The 18,329-nt window shown below is 73.0% G+C and carries 19 protein-coding genes, 4 tRNA genes and 2 pseudogenes; 5 read left to right on the top strand and 20 right to left on the bottom strand.

Annotation, left to right across the window (positions count from 1 at the left end; all coding sequences use genetic code 11):
• Position 1: 1 nt before the first annotated feature.
• The 4 genes from ruvA to pdxT all read right to left on the bottom strand — a co-directional run bounded on the left by ruvA (position 2) and on the right by pdxT (position 2,787).
• Positions 2-586, bottom strand: a complete 585-nt coding sequence (ruvA, locus tag RHODO2019_RS06655) for a Holliday junction branch migration protein RuvA (protein WP_265384201.1) — start codon at positions 584-586, stop codon at positions 2-4.
• Positions 583-1,158 (bottom strand): crossover junction endodeoxyribonuclease RuvC, encoded by a 576-nt coding sequence (gene ruvC, locus RHODO2019_RS06650; RefSeq protein WP_265384650.1) that lies wholly within the window; start codon positions 1,156-1,158, stop codon positions 583-585. Before ruvC ends, ruvA begins: the two co-directional genes overlap by 4 nt.
• 180 nt (positions 1,159-1,338) lie before the next feature.
• Positions 1,339-2,094: a YebC/PmpR family DNA-binding transcriptional regulator gene (locus RHODO2019_RS06645; protein WP_265384200.1), complete on the bottom strand. Its 756-nt coding sequence runs from the start codon at positions 2,092-2,094 to the stop codon at positions 1,339-1,341.
• A gap of 63 nt (positions 2,095-2,157) precedes the next feature.
• The gene (gene pdxT / locus RHODO2019_RS06640) at positions 2,158-2,787 is read right to left on the bottom strand and encodes a pyridoxal 5'-phosphate synthase glutaminase subunit PdxT (RefSeq protein WP_265384199.1); all 630 of its coding nucleotides are present in this window, start codon (positions 2,785-2,787) and stop codon (positions 2,158-2,160) included.
• A gap of 366 nt (positions 2,788-3,153) precedes the next feature.
• Here pdxT and RHODO2019_RS06635 point away from each other — a divergent pair, with 366 nt between their 5' ends.
• Entirely contained in the window at positions 3,154-3,792 is a 639-nt protein-coding gene (locus tag RHODO2019_RS06635; RefSeq protein ID WP_265384198.1) for a nucleoside/nucleotide kinase family protein, read from the top strand.
• A 23-nt stretch (positions 3,793-3,815) separates the two neighbouring features.
• Here RHODO2019_RS06635 and pdxS read toward each other — a convergent pair whose 3' ends face one another.
• From pdxS to RHODO2019_RS06575, 12 genes and pseudogenes are all read right to left on the bottom strand, one after another.
• Positions 3,816-4,664 carry a pyridoxal 5'-phosphate synthase lyase subunit PdxS gene (gene pdxS, locus RHODO2019_RS06630; RefSeq protein WP_265384649.1) on the bottom strand — a complete coding sequence of 283 codons (849 nt, stop codon included), beginning with the start codon at positions 4,662-4,664 and terminating at the stop codon, positions 3,816-3,818.
• A 164-nt stretch (positions 4,665-4,828) separates the two neighbouring features.
• Complete coding sequence (locus RHODO2019_RS06625; RefSeq protein WP_265384197.1) at positions 4,829-5,830, bottom strand: NUDIX hydrolase; 1,002 nt, start codon at positions 5,828-5,830, stop codon at positions 4,829-4,831.
• Positions 5,827-6,958, bottom strand: a pseudogene (locus RHODO2019_RS06620) (glycosyltransferase family 4 protein). The gene RHODO2019_RS06625 and the pseudogene RHODO2019_RS06620 overlap by 4 nt, the downstream one beginning before the upstream one ends.
• Positions 6,955-7,869, bottom strand: a complete 915-nt coding sequence (locus RHODO2019_RS06615) for a phosphatidylinositol mannoside acyltransferase (protein WP_265384196.1) — start codon at positions 7,867-7,869, stop codon at positions 6,955-6,957. The pseudogene RHODO2019_RS06620 and the gene RHODO2019_RS06615 overlap by 4 nt, the downstream one beginning before the upstream one ends.
• Positions 7,850-8,470 carry a phosphatidylinositol phosphate synthase gene (gene pgsA / locus RHODO2019_RS06610; RefSeq protein WP_265384195.1) on the bottom strand — a complete coding sequence of 207 codons (621 nt, stop codon included), beginning with the start codon at positions 8,468-8,470 and terminating at the stop codon, positions 7,850-7,852. The genes RHODO2019_RS06615 and pgsA overlap by 20 nt, the downstream gene beginning before the upstream one ends.
• Positions 8,471-8,532: 62 nt before the next feature.
• A complete protein-coding gene (locus RHODO2019_RS06605) occupies positions 8,533-10,200 on the bottom strand; it encodes an alkaline phosphatase D family protein (RefSeq protein WP_265384194.1) in 1,668 nt (555 codons plus the stop codon).
• Between the two features lie 51 nt (positions 10,201-10,251).
• Positions 10,252-10,800, bottom strand: a complete 549-nt coding sequence (locus RHODO2019_RS06600; protein WP_265384193.1) for an HIT family protein — start codon at positions 10,798-10,800, stop codon at positions 10,252-10,254.
• A complete protein-coding gene (gene thrS, locus RHODO2019_RS06595; protein WP_265384192.1) occupies positions 10,797-12,830 on the bottom strand; it encodes a threonine--tRNA ligase in 2,034 nt (677 codons plus the stop codon). The genes RHODO2019_RS06600 and thrS overlap by 4 nt, the downstream gene beginning before the upstream one ends.
• 156 nt (positions 12,831-12,986) lie before the next feature.
• Positions 12,987-13,061: transfer RNA gene (locus RHODO2019_RS06590), tRNA-Val, on the bottom strand.
• 89 nt (positions 13,062-13,150) lie between these two features.
• On the bottom strand, positions 13,151-13,600 hold the full coding sequence (locus RHODO2019_RS06585; protein WP_265384191.1) for a TIGR02611 family protein: 450 nt from the start codon (positions 13,598-13,600) through the stop codon (positions 13,151-13,153).
• Positions 13,601-13,602: 2 nt separating this feature from the next.
• Entirely contained in the window at positions 13,603-14,391 is a 789-nt protein-coding gene (locus tag RHODO2019_RS06580; protein ID WP_265384190.1) for an anti-sigma factor, read from the bottom strand.
• Complete coding sequence (locus RHODO2019_RS06575) at positions 14,388-15,005, bottom strand: RNA polymerase sigma factor (protein WP_265384189.1); 618 nt, start codon at positions 15,003-15,005, stop codon at positions 14,388-14,390. Before RHODO2019_RS06575 ends, RHODO2019_RS06580 begins: the two co-directional genes overlap by 4 nt.
• A 433-nt stretch (positions 15,006-15,438) precedes the next feature.
• Between RHODO2019_RS06575 and RHODO2019_RS06570 the strand changes: the two genes are divergently transcribed.
• The 4 genes from RHODO2019_RS06570 to RHODO2019_RS06555 all read left to right on the top strand — a co-directional run bounded on the left by RHODO2019_RS06570 (position 15,439) and on the right by RHODO2019_RS06555 (position 16,249).
• Positions 15,439-15,897: an SsgA family sporulation/cell division regulator gene (locus RHODO2019_RS06570; RefSeq protein ID WP_265384188.1), complete on the top strand. Its 459-nt coding sequence runs from the start codon at positions 15,439-15,441 to the stop codon at positions 15,895-15,897.
• A 78-nt stretch (positions 15,898-15,975) separates the two neighbouring features.
• Positions 15,976-16,048 (top strand) — tRNA-Gly (locus RHODO2019_RS06565).
• A gap of 24 nt (positions 16,049-16,072) precedes the next feature.
• Positions 16,073-16,144: transfer RNA gene (locus RHODO2019_RS06560), tRNA-Cys, on the top strand.
• Positions 16,145-16,174: 30 nt separating this feature from the next.
• Positions 16,175-16,249 (top strand) — tRNA-Val (locus RHODO2019_RS06555).
• 135 nt (positions 16,250-16,384) lie between these two features.
• On the opposite strand, the gene RHODO2019_RS19325 is transcribed toward RHODO2019_RS06555, so the two are convergent.
• From RHODO2019_RS19325 to RHODO2019_RS06540, 4 genes and pseudogenes are all read right to left on the bottom strand, one after another.
• Complete coding sequence (locus RHODO2019_RS19325; RefSeq protein WP_354005595.1) at positions 16,385-16,525, bottom strand: hypothetical protein; 141 nt, start codon at positions 16,523-16,525, stop codon at positions 16,385-16,387.
• Between the two features lie 42 nt (positions 16,526-16,567).
• Positions 16,568-16,702, bottom strand: coding sequence for a hypothetical protein (locus RHODO2019_RS06550; RefSeq protein WP_265384919.1), 135 nt, complete (start codon positions 16,700-16,702; stop codon positions 16,568-16,570).
• A 65-nt stretch (positions 16,703-16,767) separates the two neighbouring features.
• Positions 16,768-16,866, bottom strand: a pseudogene (locus RHODO2019_RS06545) (hypothetical protein); the annotation flags it as partial.
• A gap of 84 nt (positions 16,867-16,950) precedes the next feature.
• Positions 16,951-18,288: a right-handed parallel beta-helix repeat-containing protein gene (locus tag RHODO2019_RS06540; RefSeq protein ID WP_265384187.1), complete on the bottom strand. Its 1,338-nt coding sequence runs from the start codon at positions 18,286-18,288 to the stop codon at positions 16,951-16,953.
• Positions 18,289-18,329: the final 41 nt, after the last annotated feature.

Here is an 18,329-nt window from a genome sequence, read left to right as displayed (position 1 = left end):
CTCACCGGCGGGCCCCCAGGCTCGACAGGGCGGCGCGCAGCGCGGCCGCGGTGCTCGCGGCGGGATCGGCGGTGAGCACGGCGTCGGTCGCCGACTCGGCCTGCTTGCCGCCGAAGCCGAGCCCGACCAGGGCGTCGACCACCTGGTCTCGCACCGCACCGCCCGCGGAGGGGGTCGGGGCACCGACGGCCTCGACCTTGTCCCGCAGCTCGACGACCATCCGCTCGGCGCCGCGCTTGCCGATGCCGGGCACCTGCATGAGCGTGGTGAGGTTGCCGTCGGCCAGCGCCCCGCGCAGCACGTCGGGTTCCAGCACGGCCAGCACGGCCATGGCCAGGCGCGGCCCCACGCCGGAGACGGTCTGCAGCAGCGTGAACATCGCGCGCTGCTCGGCGTCGGCGAAGCCGTACAGGGTGAGGGAGTCCTCGCGGACCACGAGCGTGGTGTCCAAGCGGGCCTCGCTCCCCCGGCGGAGGGTGGCCAGCGTGGCGGGGGTGGCGAGCACGGCCAGACCCACCCCACCGACCTCGACGACGGCGTGGTCGAGCGCCACCTGCAGCACCTCGCCGCGGACCGAGCTGATCACCGCCCGCTCCGGCTGGTCCGCGCGGCGAGCGCGAGGCGGGCCCTGTACGCCCGCTGGGCCTCCGCGGCAGCCGCCTCTGCCTGCGCCATCCGGGCGATCATGGGGGCCCGCCAGCAGTGGCAGATGGCCAGGGCCAGGGCGTCGGCGGCGTCGGCCGGCGTCGGGGCGACGGCGAGCCCGAGCAGCCGGGTGACCATGACGGTGACCTGCGCCTTGCCGGCCGTGCCGCTGCCGGTCACCGCGGCCTTGACCTCGCTCGGGGTGTGGAAGCTGACGGGGATGCCCCGTCGTGCGGCGGCAAGGGCGACGACTCCCCCCGCCTGCGCCGTGCCCATGGCGGTGCGCACGTTGTGCTGGCTGAACACCCGCTCCACGGCCACCACGTCCGGGCGGTGCGCGTCGAGCCACTCCTCGGCGGCGTCGGAGATGCGCAGCAGCCGCCGGGAGAGCTCGAGGTCCGGGGGGGTGCGGACGACGTCCACGGCCACCGGGCTCACCTCTCGCCCACGACCGGACTGCACGACGCCGAAACCGCAGCGGGTGAGCCCCGGGTCCACGCCGAGCACACGCAAGCCCTGCACCCGCACGCCCGCACCTCCACGCTCGACCGACCCGCAGACCCGAACTGACGTTCGAACCCTAGCGGCGCGGGTGCAGACCACCGGCGCACGACACGCGTGGGCACGTCTGCACGTACCCCGAACAGCAGCCGGACGGTCTTCCACCGCCACCAACCCACGGGCGGTCGGGACTCAGTCGTCCTCGAGCTCGGCGAGCACCTCGTCGGATAGGTCCACGTTGGAGTAGACGTTCTGCACGTCGTCGGAGTCCTCGAGGGCGTCGACGAGCTTGAGCACCTTCCGGGCGCCGTCGGCGTCCACGGCCACGCTCATCGACGGCTGGAAGCTCGCGTCGGCGGAGTCGTAGTCGATCCCCGCCTCCTGCAGCGCCGTGCGCACGGCCACCAGGTCGGTCGGCTCGCTGATGATCTCGAAGGTGTCGCCGTTGTCGTTGACCTCCTCCGCGCCCGCCTCGAGCACGGCCATCAGCAGGTCGTCCTCGCTGAGCTCGCCCTTCTCCAGGGTGACGACGCCCTTGCGGGCGAACAGGTAGGCCACCGAGCCCGGGTCGGCCAGGTTGCCGCCGTTGCGCGTCATTGCGGTGCGCACCTCGCCCGCGGCCCGGTTCTTGTTGTCGGTCAGGCACTCCACCAACATCGCGACGCCACCGGGCCCGTAGCCCTCGTACACGATCGTCTGGTAGTCGGCCCCGCCCGCCTCCTCACCGGCACCACGCTTGCGCGCACGCTCGATGTTGTCGTTGGGGACGGAGGTCTTCTTCGCCTTCTGGATGGCGTCGAACAGCGTCGGGTTGCCGACGGGGTCGCCCCCGCCCGTGCGCGCAGCCACCTCGATGTTCTTGACGAGCTTGGCGAACGACTTGCCGCGGCGTGCGTCGATCACGGCCTTCTTGTGCTTCGTGGTCGCCCACTTGGAGTGGCCGCTCATCGGCGCGCGCCCCTTCCGGTCAGGTGCTCGGGACAGTGCGGCGATCCTAACCGGCGGAGCCGGTCAACCCATGTCACCGTCGGCGGACTCCCGCACCATCCGCAGGAACAGCTCGTGAACCCGGCCATCGCCGGTCACCTCGGGGTGGAAGGAGGTGGCCAGCACCGATCCCTGGCGGACGGCCACCACCCGCCCGTCGGCGGCCCCGTGTCCCGGGGGCACCCGCGCCAGCACCTGCACGCCGTCGCCCACCCGTTCCACCCACGGCGCCCGGATGAACACCGCGCGCACCGGGGGGCCTACGACGCCCACCACGTCGAGATCGGTCTCGAACGAGTCGACCTGCCGGCCGAAGGCGTTGCGGCGGACGGTGACGTCGAGACCCCCCACCCCCACCGCGTCGGCCCGGGTGTCCAGCACCTCGCGGGCCAGCAGGATCATCCCGGCGCAGGAACCGTAGGTGGGCAGCCCCGACGCGATGCGCTCGCGCAGCGGCTCGAGCAGCTCGAAGGTGCGCAGCAGCCGACTCATGGTGGTCGACTCACCGCCCGGCAGCACCACTGCGTGCACCGCGGCGAGCTCCGCCTCCCGGCGGACCGGCACCGGATCGGCCCCCGCGCGGGCCAGCGCGACGAGGTGCTCGCGGACGTCGCCCTGCAGCGCGAGCACTCCCACCACGGGCCGTCCGGTCACGGGGGCGAACTGTAGGCGGCCCCCGCGGGGTCAGGTCCACCGGCGCAGGTGCCGATGGTCAGTCGTGCCGCTCGCCGGGGGCGCGGGGCGACGGGAGGTGCCCGACGCGGCCGAGCTGGAGTCGGCCGCCCCGCGCTTGGCCCGGCCGGGTGGTGGACCGCGGCGCCCCCGAGCTGCGCGCCACCCCGCTGGTCGAGCGGGTGACGGCCTGCCTGCGTGCCACCCCGGAGCAGATCACGGCTGGCCTGGAACTCGTGGACCTCGACGTGGCAGTCGGTGCGAGGGTCGCGGTGGCGGCGAGCGCCGCCGCATACGTCCCCCGGGCGCGATGTCGTGCGGGAGCGGCGGCTGCACCACGATGGACCGGTGAGCGCCCCCACCTACCGACCGCTGAGCACGGCGGCCCTGGCCGACGAGCTCGCGGCCCGGTGCCGGGCCGCGCGGACGGTCCCGGACGCGCTGCGGGTCGCGGTGGACGGCGCCGACGGGGCGCAGCCCGGTGTGCTGGCCGACGCGGTGGCTGAGCGCCTGCGTGCCGAGGGCACCCCCTGCGCACGGGTGTCGCTCGCCGACTGGCTGCGTCCCGCCTCGCTGCGCCTGGAGCACGGTCGAGCCGACGAGGAGAGCTACCGCAGCGGGTGGTTCGACCTGGCCGCGCTCGAGCGCGAGGTGCTCGGCCCCCTGGGCCCCGGCGGCAGCGGCCGGTGGCTACCCACCCTGTGGGACGCCGAGCGTGACCGGGCCACCCGCGCCGAGCGGCGCACCGCCGCCCCGGGCACCGTGCTGCTGGTGGACGGACCCCTGCTGCTCGGCCGCGGGCTGCCCTTCGAGCTCACCGTGCACGTGCACGTGTCGGAGGCAGCACTGCTGCGCCGCACCCCGGAGGGCCTCCGCTGGACGGTGCCGGCCGTGCTCGGGCACGAGGAGGAGGTGGGCACCGATGAGCTGGCCGACGTGCTCGTCCGTGCCGAGCACGCCGACCGGCCCGCGCTGCGCACCGGCTAGCGGTCACGGGCGCAGCGCCGGGCTCACCAGCCGCGGCTGGAGAGCCGGTGGTCGACCGGCAGCTGCTCGACGTTGATGCCGACCATGGCCTCGCCGAGCCCGCGGGAGACCTTGGCGACCATGTCGGCGTCGTCGAAGAAGGTGGTGGCCTTGACGACGGCCTCGGCACGCTGCGCCGGGTTGCCGGACTTGAAGATGCCCGAGCCCACGAACACGCCGTCGGCGCCGAGCTGCATCATCATCGCGGCGTCCGCCGGGGTGGCGATGCCGCCGGCGGTGAACAGGGTGACGGGCAGGCGGCCGGCCGTGGCCACCTCGACGACGAGGTCGTACGGGGCCTGGAGGTCCTTGGCCGCGACGTAGAGCTCGTCGGGGCTGAGCGAGGTCAGCCGACGGATCTCCGCGGAGATGGTGCGCATGTGCATCGTGGCGTTGGACACGTCGCCGGTGCCGGCCTCACCCTTGGACCGGATCATCGCCGCACCCTCGTTGATGCGGCGCAGCGCCTCGCCGAGGTTGGTCGCGCCGCAGACGAACGGCACGGTGAAGCGCCACTTGTCGATGTGGTGGGCGTAGTCGGCGGGGGTGAGCACCTCGGACTCGTCGATGTAGTCCACGCCGAGGCTCTGCAGCACCTGGGCCTCGACGAAGTGACCGATGCGGGCCTTGGCCATCACGGGGATGCTCACGGCCGCCTGGATGGCGTCGATCATGTCCGGGTCGCTCATCCGGGACACGCCGCCCTCGGCGCGGATGTCGGCGGGCACGCGCTCCAGGGCCATCACGGCGACGGCGCCGGCGTCCTCGGCGATCCGGGCCTGCTCGACGTTGACGACGTCCATGATCACGCCGCCCTTGAGCATCTCGGCCATGCCGCGCTTGACGCGGGCGGTGCCGGTACCGGCTGCGGCGGTGCTGCTGGAGGTCTCGGGGGTGCTCACGGTGTCTCCTGCTGTTCGTGCCGCGTGGGAGCGGCTCTCGGGTCTGCCCGTGATCGTAGGCCGGACACCGCGAGACGCACGCCGGGCGGAACCGATCAGGGGATGCTGCGCGGCAGCGGAGCCGGGGAGTCGACCGGCGAGGTGACGAGCGCCACGGCCTCGGCCAGCAGCGCGTCCAGCCCGGGGGGGTAGACGCGCTCCCCCGCGGCCTCCAGCGTGCGCACGTCCTCCGGTCCGCACCAGCGGGCGTCGCTGAGGGTGCGCCGCTCCAGCTCGGTGTGCCCCGCCCCGTCCGGGGTGAACGCCGACACGGCGGCCGCGAAGTACGTCTCCTCGGCCTCGATCGTGTCGCCGTCGAAGACGAAGATCGACCGGCGCCACCACAGCGGACCGCGCAGCACGGACTCCTCCAGGGCCAGCCCGGTCTCCTCGGTGACCTCGCGCACCCCCGCCGCCCTGGCGTCCTCGCCCGGCTCGGTGCCTCCCCCGGTGGTGAACCAGAAGTGCGCCCCGGGACGGGTGGGCTCGCTCCCGCGCAGCAGCAGCACCCGACCGGTCGGGTCCAGCAGGAGCACCCGGCTCGACGGTCGACGCCGCGGACCGCCCGAGTCCACGGGTGGCCGCTCGGCGATCTCGAAGTAGGCGGGCAGCCGGGCGGTGCCACCGAGGCGCAGCACCCGCACGGGTCGCCGCCCGCGCAGGGCCAGGGTGTCGCGCACCGCGTCGTTGTGGAAGCGCCGGGCCAGCAGCACCCGGGCCTCCGCGTCGGCCAGCTCTGCGGCGAGCTGGGGCGAGAGCGCCTCGGTGCGCACCGAGCCCAGCGCGGCCGAGAGGGCGTTCTCCGCGTCCTCCCGCCCCACCCGGTCGGTGCGCTCCGCGCGCGCGGCGAGGGCGGCGAGCCGTGTGTCCGCACCGGGGCCGGCCCCGGCCCTGGCGAGCTCGCGCACCACCACGGCGCGACGGCCCAGGGCGGACTCGAGCGCGATCCAGGCGGCGTCGGTGCGCACGTGCAGCCGGTCGAGCCGGTTGGCGGTGGCGTAGATCCAGAGCCCCACCAGCACGACGGCCAGCACGGCGACGACGAGCAGCGCGGTCACTCGTCCGCCTCGTGCACCCGGGCGCCGCCGGCGGTCACGGTCTCGTAGACCCGCAGCACCTGCTGCGCCACCACCGGCCAGTCGTAGGCCCGCACCGCGGTGTTCCCGGCCCGGACCAGCGCCGCGCGGCGGTCGGCGTCGGCGAGCAGCCCGTGCAGCGTGTGGCTCCACGCGGCGGCGTCACCGTTGGGCACGAGGGCGCCGGCGGCCCCGTCCTGCAGGACCCGCCGGAAGGCCTCGAGGGTCGCTCGCCGCCACCGCCGTGCCCGCCGCCATGGCCTCGACCAGGACGATGCCGAAGCTCTCGCCCCCGGTGTTGGGGGCGCAGTAGACATCCGCGCTGCGCAGCGCCGAGGCCTTCTCCGCGTCGCTGACCTGGCCGAGCAGCCGCAGGTGCGCGAACACCTCCTCGCCCGCAGCCCGGCGCAGGGCGTCGACGTCGCCGCCGCCCACCACGAGCACCTCGAGGTCGGGGTGGTTCTCGAGCAGGGCGGGCAGCGCCGCCAGCAGCACCGGCATGCCCTTGCGGGGCTCGTCGTAGCGGCCGAGGAAGGCCAGCGTGCCGCCGGCGCGGGGGTAGCCGGGCAGGGGCTCGGCCTCGGCGAACGCCCCCACGTGGACGCCGTTGGGGATCTCCACCGCGTCCGCCCCGAGCGCCTCCACCTGCCAGCGCCGGGCCAGGTCGCTGACCGCGATGCGACCGGTGATCTTCTCCAGGAACGGCTGCAGCACACCGGAGAACGTGCTCAGCATGCGGCTCTTGGTCGTCGAGGTGTGGAAGGTGGCCACGATCGGCCCCTCTGCGATCATCAGCGCCATCATCGTGAGGCTCGGGGCGTTGGGCTCGTGCAGGTGCAGGACGTCGAAGTCGTTGCCGCGGATCCATTTCCGCACCCGCGAAAAGTTCGTCGGCGTGAAGCTCAGCCGCGCCACGGAACCGTTGTAGCGCACCGCGATCGCCCGGCCACCGTTGACGACGTAGTCGGGCAGCACGGTGTCCTCGTCCGCGGGGGCGAGCACGCTCACCTCGTGCCCGAGACCGATGAGCACGGCCGACAGCTCCGCCACGTGGGCCTGCACCCCGCCCGGCACGTCGAAGGAGTACGGGCAGACCATGCCGATCCTCATCCCGCGCCCCCGAGCTCCGCCTGCCAGCGCGCCGGCAGGTCCGCCACCCAGAACGGCTGCAGCATGTGCCAGTCCGCGGGGTGGGCGGCGATGCTGGCGGCGAAGCGGTCGGCCACCACCTGCGTCGCGGCGGCCACGTCCAGGGTCGGGTCCACCGGTGGGTGCACCCGCAGCCGCCATCCGGCACCGGTGAAGACGCAGTCCACCGGCAGCAGCGCCGCCCCCGTGCTCCGCGCGATCGACGCGGGACCGGCCGGCATCCGTGCCGCCTCGCCGAAGAAGGTCACCGGGATCCCGGCGCGGCTGAGGTCGCGGTCGCCCACCAGGCAGACCACCCCGCCGGCGCGCAGCCGCCGGACGATCCCCCGCACCGGCGACTCGCCGCCGGTCAACGGCAGGATCTCGAAACCCAGGTTCTCCCGGTAGGCGACGAACCGGCGGTACAGCGACTCCGGGCGCAGCCGCTCGGCCACCGTGGTGAAGGTCCCGGTCCGGCCGACGAGCCACAGCCCGGCCACGTCCCAGTTTCCGGTGTGCGGCAGCACGAGCAGCACCCCGCGGCCTGCGTCGAGACCCGCCTGGATGTTCTCGTCGCCCTCGATCCGCACGCGGGCCCGGATGTCCTCGTGGTCCGCCGACGGCAGCCGGAACGCCTCCTGCCAGTAGCGGGCGTAGGAGCGCAGCGCGTCGCGGACCACGGTCTGCGGAACCTCGCCAGGGGCCACCCCGAGCACGCGGCCGAGGTTCCGGCGCAGCTGGAGGTGGTCGCCGCGCCGGGCGGCCACGTCGGCCCCCAGCGTGAAGGCGAGGGTGGCGACCGGCTCGGGCAGCGCACGGACCAGGCGCCACCCGGCGGCGTAGCCCAGCTCGCCCGCCCGGCTCCGGACGCGGTCAGAGCGGGATGCGGTCACGCGCGCCCTCGGCGTTGCGGACGGCCAGCACGCGCTGCACCACCGTGTACACGCTGCCCACGGCCAGCACGTACGTGCCGACGTACACCGCCCACGGGAGGCCGAGGCCGGTGAGCCCGGTACCGGCGAGGACGATGACCAGCCGTGAGGGGCGCTCGATGAGCCCCTTCGGCGCGGCGAACCCGCTGGCCTCGGCCCGGGCCTTGGCGTACGAGGTGACCTGGCTGGTGATCAGGCAGACCAGGGCGGCGGCGGCCAGCGGACGGCTGTGGGCGTAGGTGAACGCCCACCAGGTCAGCGAGGCGAAGATCGCACCGTCGGTGACGCGGTCGCACGTCGCGTCGAGCACCGCGCCGAAGCGGGTGCCACCTCCCTGCGCGCGCGCCATGGCTCCGTCGAGCATGTCGAACATGACGAACAGCCAGATCAGCAGCGTGCCGACGAAAAGGTGGTCGGTGGTGAACAGCGTCAGCGCGGAGACCACGCTGAGCACGGTGCCGATCACCGTCATGGCGTCCGGGCTGAGCCCACGACGGACGAGCCAGGACCCGATCGGCCCCGTGACGCGGGAGGCCGAGGACCGGGTGATGAGCTTGACCATGCGGTGGAGCACCTCCGGGGAGCGGGCGGGACCCCTGCAGGTTAGTCGGCGTCCACACCGGCTCAGGTCAGGCGGCGGTGCAGCGTGCGTCGCAGGCCCTGCGTGCCCGTCGGATCCACCCAGGCGTGGTCCACGTCGACCGCGGCCGCGCGCCCGTGCAGCACCACCGTCATCACCCCGTTGTCGAACCACGGCCCGTCGTCGACGTCCCAGCTGATCGCGGGTTCGGTCACCCCGGCCCGGCGGGACAGCCCGCGCAGCGCTCGCGCGACCGCCGGGGTCTGGGCGAGTCGGTTGGCGACCTGGATGGGCACGTTCAGCGGGTTGCGGAACGGAGACATGGTCAGCTGGCGCACGGTCGTCCGGTCCGCGTCCACCCCCTCGACGTGGGCCTCCGCGAGGTAGGAGCAGTGCACGTCCCCGGAGAGCCACAGCACGCTCGCGGGCGGGCGCGGCCCCGTCGCCACCTGCTGCACCAGCTCGACCATCGCGTCGAAGGACGACCGGAACGCCGCCCAGTGCTCGAGGTCCACGGCCAGCCGGATCTTCTCCGCCACCGCCCCGTAGGCCCGGCCCCAGGCGCCCTCGGCGGTGGCCTCGTTCCACCCCTCGAGGTGGTGCAGGCCGGGCAGCAGGAGGAACGGCAGGGAGGTGCCGATGAGCAGGTGGTCCACGTCGGCGTCCAGCGCGGTCTCCCGCACCCACTCCCACTCGGCCTCGTCGACCATCGCGCGGTCGTCGGGGTCCAGGCGCCGGGAGCACCGCGAGTCGACCACGAGCAGCCGGGTGCGGCCGAAGTCGCGGTGGTAGCTCCACCGGGCGCTGCCGGGCTCGGTGTCCGCCCGCCAGGAGAAGTCGGCCAGCAGCTGCTCGCGCTCGGCGTCGGAACCGGCGGCCCGCACCGCGGCGTAGAGCACGTCGGACTCGAGCTCGCGCGGGGACAGGTTGCCCAGGTGCTGGTACACCCAGTAGGAGCTGAAGGCCCCGACGACGCGGTCGCGCCACCACGGGCGGGTCCGGATCTCCTGCCGCCAGCTCCACGAGCTGTTCCAGTCGTCGCGCAGGTCGTGGTCGTCGAGGATCATGCACGTGGGCACGGTGGAGAGCAGCCACCGGACGTCCGCCGGCGCCCAGGACTCGTGGTACAGCCAGGTGTACTCCTCGAAGTCGCAGATCTCCTCGGTGACCTCGTCGGCACCGATCGCCCCCTGCGGCCCCTCGCCTGCCGCACGCCGGGCCCGCAGCCGCGCGCGGAGGTCCTCGGAGGGCTCGTCGGCGTAGATCTGGTCGCCGACGAAGAGCATCGCGTCCGGCCAGTCCTCGTGGCCCGCGCTGGACATCCGGGTGGCCATGGCGACGAGGGCGTCGGCCCCGAACCGGCCCAGCGCCTCGGCATCGACACCCTCCGCCTTGCGGCACGAGCCGAACGCTATGCGCACGTCGTCGCCCCGGCCCCGGGTGCGCACGGTGCTCGGGCGGTCCCCCGCCGACGGCCAGACCGTGGCGCCGTCGAGGTCCACCGCGTACGGGGTGGCGGTGCCGGGTTCCAGTCCCTCGAGGGCGAGCAGCACGTAGTGGTGGCCGTGGACGCCCCAGGTGCGGGCGGTGGCCTCGACGTCGCCGCAGCGCACCCGCACCTCGCAGGGCGCGTCGGTCTCCACCCACACGGTCGCCTCGGTGGCGTCGACGTGGCGGAGCAGCGGGCCGAGCACGATCGTCGGTGCGGTCACCCGCCGAGGGTGGCACGCGCACCCCGGATCATCCACCCGGCCGGCGCACCCTCAGGTGGGCCAGGCCCCGGCGAGCAGGGCGCGGGTCTCCCCCAGCAGCTGCGGCAGCACCTTCGTGCCGCCCAGCACGGTGATGAAGTTCGCGTCCCCACCCCACCGCGGCACCACGTGCTGGTGCAGGTGCGCCGCGAGCGAGCCACCGGCCACCCCACCGAGGTTCAGGCCGACGTTGAAGCCGTGCGGCGTCGCCACGCTGCGGGCCACCCGGATCGCGGTCTGCGTCACCGCCATCAGCTCGGTCGACTCCTCGGTCGTGAGCGCCTCCAGCTGCGCAACGTGCCGGTAGGGCACCACCATGAGGTGACCGGGGTTGTAGGGGTACAGGTTGAGCACCGCGTACACGTGCTCGCCACGGTGCACGAGCAGCCCGGCCTCGTCATCCATGGCCGGGATGGCGCACAGCGGGCACCCCGGCTCCCCGGGGTGGTCGGCCACGGCCCCGGAGGCGTCGGGGTCCACCACGTAGGACATCCGGTGCGGTGTCCACAGCCGCTCCAGGCGGTCGGGCTCCCCCACCCCACCCTGACGGACCTCGCTCACCCGGCCTGCACCAGCTCGGCGAGCAGCTCCGCGGTGGGTGAGGCGTTCTCCCGCCGCGCCACCCAGCCGACGATGGTGGCGACGGCCTGCGCAACGGGGACGCCGTTGACCTGGGTGCCGTCGCGGAAGCGGAAGCTGACCGCCCCGGCCTCGACGTCGCGCTCGCCCGCCAGCAGCATGAACGGCACCTTCTGCGTGGTGTGGGTACGGATCTTCTTCTGCATCCGGTCGTCGCTGTGGTCGACCTCGGCCCGGATGCCGGCCGCCTTCAGCTCCCGGGCCACCGCCTCAAGGTGGTCGCCGTAGTCGGCCGCCACCGGGATCCCCACCACCTGCACCGGCGCCAGCCACGCCGGGAACGCGCCGGCGTAGTGCTCCACCAGGACACCCATGAACCGCTCGATGGAGCCGAACTTGGCCGAGTGGATCATGACCGGCTGCTGCCGGGTGCCGTCGGAGGCCACGTACTCCAGGTTGAAGCGCTCGGGCGAGGGCTGGTTGAAGTCGTACTGGATGGTCGACATCTGCCAGGTGCGACCGATCGCGTCCCGGGCCTGCACCGAGATCTTCGGCCCGTAGTAGGCGGCGCCGCCCGGGTCGGGCACCAGCTCCAGCCCGGAGGCGGTGGCCACGTCCTCGAGGACCTCGGTCGCCGCCGCCCAGTCCTCGTCGGAGCCGATGAACTTGTCCGGGCGGTCGTCGCGGGTGGAGAGCTCCAGGTAGAAGTCGTCCATCCCGAAGTCGCGCAGCAGGCTCAGCACGAAGTCGAGCAGGTGCTTGATCTCATCGGGTGCCTGCTCCGGGGTGACGTAGGAGTGCGAGTCGTCCTGGGCGAAGCCCCGCACCCGGGTCAGGCCGTGGATGACGCCGGACTTCTCGTTGCGGTACACGTGCCCGAACTCGAAGAACCGCAGCGGCAGCTCACGGTAGGAGCGCCCGCGCGAGCGGTAGATGAGGTTGTGCATCGGGCAGTTCATCGCCTTGAGGCGGTAGGGCCCACCGTCGAGCTGCATCGCCGGGAACATGCCCTCGCCGTAGTAGGGCAGGTGGCCGGAGGTGTGGAACAGCGGCTCCTTGGCGATGTGCGGGGTCCCGACGTAGTCGAAGCCCTCCTCGATGTGCCGGCGGCGGACGTAGTCCTCCATCTCCCGCTTGATCACCCCTCCGCGCGGGTGGAACACGGGCAGTCCGGAGCCGATCTCGTCGGGGAAGCTGAACAGGTCCAGCTCGGTGCCGAGGCGGCGGTGGTCGCGGCGCTCGGCCTCGGCCAGCAGCTCCTTGTGCGCGTCCAGAGCCTCCTGCGACTCCCAGGCCGTGCCGTAGACGCGCTGCAGGCTCGCGTTGGCCTGGTCCCCGCGCCAGTAGGCCGCAGAGCTTCGAGTCAGCGCGAAGGCCGGGATGTGCTTGGTGGTGGGAACGTGCGGACCGCGGCACAGGTCGCCCCAGACGGCCTCACCGGTGCGCGGGTCGAGGTTGTCGTAGACGGTGAGGGCCCCGGGCCCGATCTCCATGACCTCCGGGTCGTCGGCCCCGGACTTGTCGCGGACCAGCTCGAGCTTGAAGGGCTCGTCGGCGAGCTCGGCCTCGGCCGCCTCCACCGAGGCGAGCTCGCGGCGGGAGAACCGCTGGGCACCCTTGACGATCTGCTTCATCCGCTTCTCGACGGCAGCGAGGTCCTCGGGGGTGAGCGGGCGCTCGAGGGCGAAGTCGTAGTAGAAGCCGTCGGTGATCGGTGGGCCGATGCCGAGCTTCGCCTCCGGGAACAGCTGCTGCACGGCCTGCGCGGCGACGTGGGCGGCGGAGTGCCGGATGACCATCCGCCCGTCCGGGGTGTTGGCGGCGACGGCCTCGACGTCGGTGTCGACGTCAGGGGTCCACGACAGGTCGCGAAGCTGGCCGCCACCGTCGCGCACCACGACCACGCCGTCCTCGTCCTTGCCGGGGAGGCCCGCCTCGCGCACCGCCGTGCCGGCCGTGGTGCCGCCTGTGACGGTGAGGCGGGGTGCGGCGGGGACGGCGGGGGCTGCCACGGGCGGTGCTCCTGTTCGATCGACGTGCGGGACGGTCCGAGCCTATCGGCCCGCGACGACGGCCTCGCGGGGGCGACACCGGTTTCCGGAGACCTGGGGCCGTCAGCGACGGGGACGTCAGAAGGCCCGGTCCTGATGGGGACCGGGCCTTCTGGGTGGTGGTCCTGGCTGGGTTCGAACCAGCGACCTTCCCGGTGTGAACGGGACGCTCTTCCACTGAGCCACAGGACCGTGCGGATCAGGCGGTGCGACAGCCCGGCCGAACGTGCGGGGAGGACACTAACACGGTCCGGACCTGGTCCGGGACACCTCCGACGGCATCAGCCGAAGATCGGCGAGGCGAGCCAGCCCGCGTCCCAGCCGAACCAGCCCGCGACGAGGCTGACGGTGCCGAGCAGCCACAGGGTGACGAGGACGACAGCTGCGGTGGCGAGGACGAACAGGCCCTGCACCACCCGCGGCTGCTGGCCGAGCCAGTGGGTCCAGGTGGCGTAGTAGTGCTTGACGAACGTGAGCACGCGGTGGGCGCGCTCGAACTCCGAGGCCAGGATCGCGAGCCCGGCCAGCACGATGAGCCACCCCGGACCGGGGTAGGGAACCAGGATGATGCCCACCACGAGGACGACCGCCCCGACGACGCCGACGGCCGCTCGGTAGGCGGTGTTCAGCGCCGGGTTGCTCCGGATTCCCTCCCGCCACCGCTCGAGGCCGGACAGCCGCCCCTGGTCGGGGACGGCCGTCGCGGTGGAGACCTCGTTGGTGTCGCTCATGCCTAGACGGTGCCCGAAGACCCGATCACCGTCGACGGGGCGGAGGGCACACCGATGTCCGACTCGATGGAGAGCGCGTACCCGGAGAAGCTCGCGGGCTGGACCGCGTCCTGCAGCTGGAGGTCCGCCGCCGCGCCGTCCCCGACGGTCACCCGGCCGAGCGCGACGGGCTTGCCACCGGTTCCACCGGTGCCCCACAGCCAGTACGCCTCACCCGTGGGGGCCGAGGACAGCGAGAGCGGCACCACCGATGCGCTCGTGCCGTCGTTGAGCACCACCGCCATGACCTGCCCGGAGACCGCACCGGTCAGCGGCGTGGAGTGCACGGCGGCGTTCGACAGGTCCGGCAGCGCCGACTGCGTCGCGGGCGAACCCGCACCGGTGAGGGCGTTGCCGACCCAGCCGGCTCCGAAGGCGACGAGTCCGACGGCCGCCGCGGCCACGAGGACGCGCCGCGTGCGGGAGATCGAGCGGGAGGGCTCGGCCGGGACAGCCAGCTCGACGGGGCGGGCACGGGGCGGCTCCTGCTGGAGCGCCGCGACCCGGACGGGCTGCTGTGCACGGGCGGCGGCCAGGATGGCGGTCCGCAGTCGGGGAGGCGGGTCGAGCTGCTCGGCCCCGCCACCGAGCAGGGACGCCACGGCCTCCGTGCTGCGGACCCGCTCGGTGCAGTCCTCGCAGTGCGGGAGGTGGCGGGCGAAACCGACCTCCTCCTCGGGCTCCAGTGCGTGCAGGGCCCAGCCCACGGCGAGCTCCCGCTGCGCGCACTCCTGACGGTGCTGCTCGCTCATCGGAGCACCTCACCCTCGGACGTGCGGGCCGCGGCGATGCCGAAGTCCGCGGAGAGCGGACCCAGCGCGGCTCGCAACCGGCCGGCCGCTGCGAACATCCTCGACTTCACCGTGCCGAGGGGCACGCCGACGAGGGCGGCCACCTCGCGCTGGGTGTAGCCGCCGTAGTAGGCGAGCATCATGGCCGTCCGCTGCTCGGTGGGCAGGTCGCGGAGCGCGCTGCGAACGTCACCCGCCACCACCGCTCCGATGGCGTCCACGTCGGCTCCAGGGGTCTGCGGGGCGAGGCGGTCGGTGGTCTCGTCGTCCATGGCCACCTGGCGACGGCGGTGCACGCCCTCGCGACGGACGGCGTCGACCGCCTTGTGGTGCACGAGCGTCAGCAGCCAGGACGAGAACGCGCCGCGGTCCGCGACGTACTTGGAGGGGTCTCGCCACACGGCGAGGAACACCTCCTGCACGACGTCCTCCGCCAGCAGCTCGTCCACGCAGATGCGCCGAGCCAGGGAGTAGGCGGGTCGCGAGTACCGGTCGTAGAGCTGGGACAGCGCTCCCTCGTCCCCGGTGGACAGCCGAGAGACGAGCAGGACGTCCTCGGACGCCCTCTCGGCCATCGCGGGCGACGCTGCCGCTCGCGTCCCGCGGGGCCGTCGCGGAGACGGAGCACCGCCGGGCGCACCAGGTGCGTCGAGTTCAGCCACAGGTTGGGTCCTCACGTCGGGGTGTTCGCAGCCGAGCCCCGGGCGGTTCACCCGGAGGTCGGCCGCCCGTGGTGGCCACGACGACCGTCCCTCTCCACGCGAGGGTAACCGGCAAGATCACCTCGTGGGTGGAGCGCCGCCGCGGCGCAGGCGCGAGCGTCACTCCGTCGCGCCGCCTGGACCGAACGGGTGAACCACACCGCTCACACGTGTGACCAGAGGACTCTTCGTCAGCACTGCGTGACCGTCTGCCGTTGGGTAGAGCCAGGTTGCGGACATCGTCTGCGGCTCCCACCCAACTGTTCGACCCAGGTCGGTCGGTGGGGAACGAGAGGACGAGCGCACCATGAAGGATTCCCGCACCGTCGTCGCGAGCGCCGTCTTCAGGCTGCTCGGACCGCCGTCGCTGGGCACGGACGTCGTCGCCCCACGGTGGAGCTCCTCGGTACCCGTTCCCGCGCAGCTGCGCTTCTCGGTGGTCGACCCGTTCGCCGTGCACCTCCGGCTCACCACCGGCCCCGCGCGCGACGTGCGGTGGGTGTTCGCCCGGGAGCTCCTCACCGAGGGCCTCCTCGCCCCCACCGGTGACGGCGACGTGCGCGTGTGGCCGTGCGCGGACGGCACCCGTGACGTCGTGCTCCTCGAGCTGAGCTCACCCAGCGGGCACGCGTGCTTCGAGGCCTCGGCGACGGAGGTGGCCGCGTTCCTCGACCGCAGCTTCGCCGTGGTGGCGCCGGGCCGCGAGTCCGAGCAGGTGGACCTCGACGCCGCCCTGGCCGCGCTGCTCACCCCCGGCGCACGCTGACCACCCGGTTTGGAGCCGGGCCCGGGCCTCGGCTACTGTTCCCAACCGCAGCACACACCGGAAACGGATGCTGCGAGTGCGGATGTAGCGCAGTTGGTAGCGCACAACCTTGCCAAGGTTGGGGTCGCGGGTTCGAATCCCGTCATCCGCTCGAGGAGTCGATCTCGGGCTCTGTGGCGGAGTGGCCGAGTGGCTTAGGCAAGGGCCTGCAAAGCCCTGTACACGGGTTCGATTCCCGTCTCCGCCTCGTTCGTCCTCATCTCGTGCCCCACCACCCGCGCGATTAGCTCAGCGGGAGAGCGCTTCCCTGACACGGAAGAGGTCACTGGTTCAATCCCAGTATCGCGCACCATCAATAACCGTTTGACCAGGGGAAACGCACACCACGTCTCATAGATCGTGCGATCCCCGTGCGATGCGGTCGAGCGTTTCGGGGGTATGACCAACTCAGGGTCGCCTGGCAAGCGAAGCCACGAACAGCCCAAAGTCACGTGCCACGCGAAGAAATGAACAAGACAGGTCGCCCGCCGAATCCACAGTGGACGGCGCGAGCGGTCCGACTTTTCGTCCGGGTCATGCCGTTGCCGGACGACACGTTGATGATCGACCCCGACCGCCGCGCCAGCATGTTCGGCAGCACCGCGCGGCAGCACAGGAACTGACGGGTGAGTCAGGTGCGGATCGTCCAGTCCCAGCAATCGACCGTGGTGTTGGCGACATCCGCGACGGCGTCGGGGTGAACGGCACAGGCGCTGTTGTGCAGCGCGTCGATCCGTCCGAACGCCGCGACGGCGGCGTCGGCCAACGCCGCGACGACGCCTCGCCAGCCAAGTCCGCCTGGCGCGCGATCGCCTGGCCACCAGCGGCCGTGATCTCGCGGTCGACGTGTTCGGCTCTGGCCCCGTCCAGGTCGGCCACCACGACGCGAGCACCGCGCTCAGCGCACAGCTTGGCCGTGGAGCTGCCCATGCCCGTCGCCGCGCCGGTGACGATGATGACCTTGTCCTCGAGCATGATCGGCCCGCTTCCCCGATTCTGGCTGGCTGGGCGTCGTTACTGGCTTCGGGCCACCTGGCAGGTGTTGGTTCCCAACAACGGCAGGGCCGCGGCGGAGACCACGATGCCGTACGGCACCTTGTCGCACCGCGACCCGTCAACGCTTCCCGCGGACCGGTCGGCGAAAATCATCGCCGCCCTGGTGGCACCCGACACCGCCGCTCCGGTGATCACCGGAGTGGCGTCGCCACCCGCCTGAATCGCGAACAGGCCGCCCTCGAAGGTGTCGTTCTGCACCGCCGGCTCGGCGTGATCGAGCACCGCCACACCGACCCGGTCATTGACGAACACACTGCCGCGGACGGCCCCCGTACTGTCGCCGGCGAAGCAGATGCCGCAGTTGTCATTCGTGTCGAAGCGGCCCTGCTGGATGCTCGCCACGTGTCCGGACGACAGCGAGACACCGGCGGCGGCGTTGTGATCGAAGATCGAGTCGGTGCTCTCGAGGGTTGTGGCACCGACCGTGGCGGCGCTCGCGCGCGCCGACATGAGTACGCCGTTGCCGCCCTGGTCCTTCGCGGCGACCGCACCGCTGATGCGAACCCGGTTCAGCACGAGCAGGGACGTCGGTCCACCGACCACCAGGTCGCCGACCGCCGCCCCGGTGTGCAGCACCGTGAGATCGCTCAGCTCGACCCGCGCATCGGTCAGCACGAGCAGCGCCGCGTCGGCCGCCGTCGTCTGGATCACCGTCTGTTCGCGTCCCGCCCCGTGCACCGTGATGCCGTCGAGCAGGGCCAGCGACGCGTCGAGGGAGTAGGTGCCCGCCGCGAGCTCCACCGTCGACCCCGGGGCGAGATCGGCGATGCGACGGGCCAGATCATCACCGGGCTTGAGGCTGATCGTCGTCACCGCCTGCTGCGCGGTGCCGGTGATGCTGGCCGTCAGGCGCATCAGCACCGCCTTCGCGACCGGGCCCCGGGCCGCCACCGCCGACAGGTCGGATTCGAGGCTCTGGCGGAACTGCGCAAGCTCACACGCCTTCGCGCTGATGGCGCGTTGTGCAGCCTCGACCGCCGTGCGCAGCGCAGCCGCGGCCTCGCTCGACGGGCCAGTAGTCGCCGACGCGGATGGCGATGGGGCCGCCGACCCGCTGCTCGATGGGCTTGCCGCCGCCGTGCTCAGCGGGCTGCCGTAGGCGTCGACGTAGCGCTGCACGGCGCCGACGAGGTTCCGGTCGGCTTGTGCGCAGGTCAGCACCGCTGTGCCAGAGGGCGAGGCCGTCGACGGTGCGCGCGACGACGCCTCGTGCGTTGAGCTGGTGCAGCCGGTGGCCGCGATAAGCAGCGTCGACGCCGTCGCGGCCACGCGCAGAGCAGTGGAGCGGCCTCTCACCTGAGCAGGATAGCCGGGCGACTCAGAGCCGGCCGGAGCGA

The organism is Rhodococcus antarcticus (assembly GCF_026153295.1).
Classification (GTDB): Bacteria; Actinomycetota; Actinomycetes; order Mycobacteriales; family Mycobacteriaceae; genus Rhodococcus_D; species Rhodococcus_D antarcticus.
The sequence above is the reverse complement of the archived record's forward strand: the minus strand, read 5'-3'. Positions and strand labels throughout refer to the sequence as shown.

Coding starts and splice junctions, on each gene's coding strand:
- pdxS (WP_265384649.1), bottom strand. CDS start 4,664: ATGGCCGAGATGCTCAAGGGCGGCGTGATCATGGACGTCGTCAACGTC.
- RHODO2019_RS19325 (WP_354005595.1), bottom strand. CDS start 16,525: ATGCTGGCGCGGCGGTCGGGGTCGATCATCAACGTGTCGTCCGGCAAC.
- RHODO2019_RS06580 (WP_265384190.1), bottom strand. CDS start 14,391: ATGAGCGAGCAGCACCGTCAGGAGTGCGCGCAGCGGGAGCTCGCCGTG.
- pgsA (WP_265384195.1), bottom strand. CDS start 8,470: ATGGTCAAGCTCATCACCCGGTCCTCGGCCTCCCGCGTCACGGGGCCG.
- RHODO2019_RS06645 (WP_265384200.1), bottom strand. CDS start 2,094: ATGAGCGGCCACTCCAAGTGGGCGACCACGAAGCACAAGAAGGCCGTG.
- RHODO2019_RS06585 (WP_265384191.1), bottom strand. CDS start 13,600: ATGAGCGACACCAACGAGGTCTCCACCGCGACGGCCGTCCCCGACCAG.
- RHODO2019_RS06575 (WP_265384189.1), bottom strand. CDS start 15,005: ATGGCCGAGAGGGCGTCCGAGGACGTCCTGCTCGTCTCTCGGCTGTCC.
- RHODO2019_RS06570 (WP_265384188.1), top strand. CDS start 15,439: ATGAAGGATTCCCGCACCGTCGTCGCGAGCGCCGTCTTCAGGCTGCTC.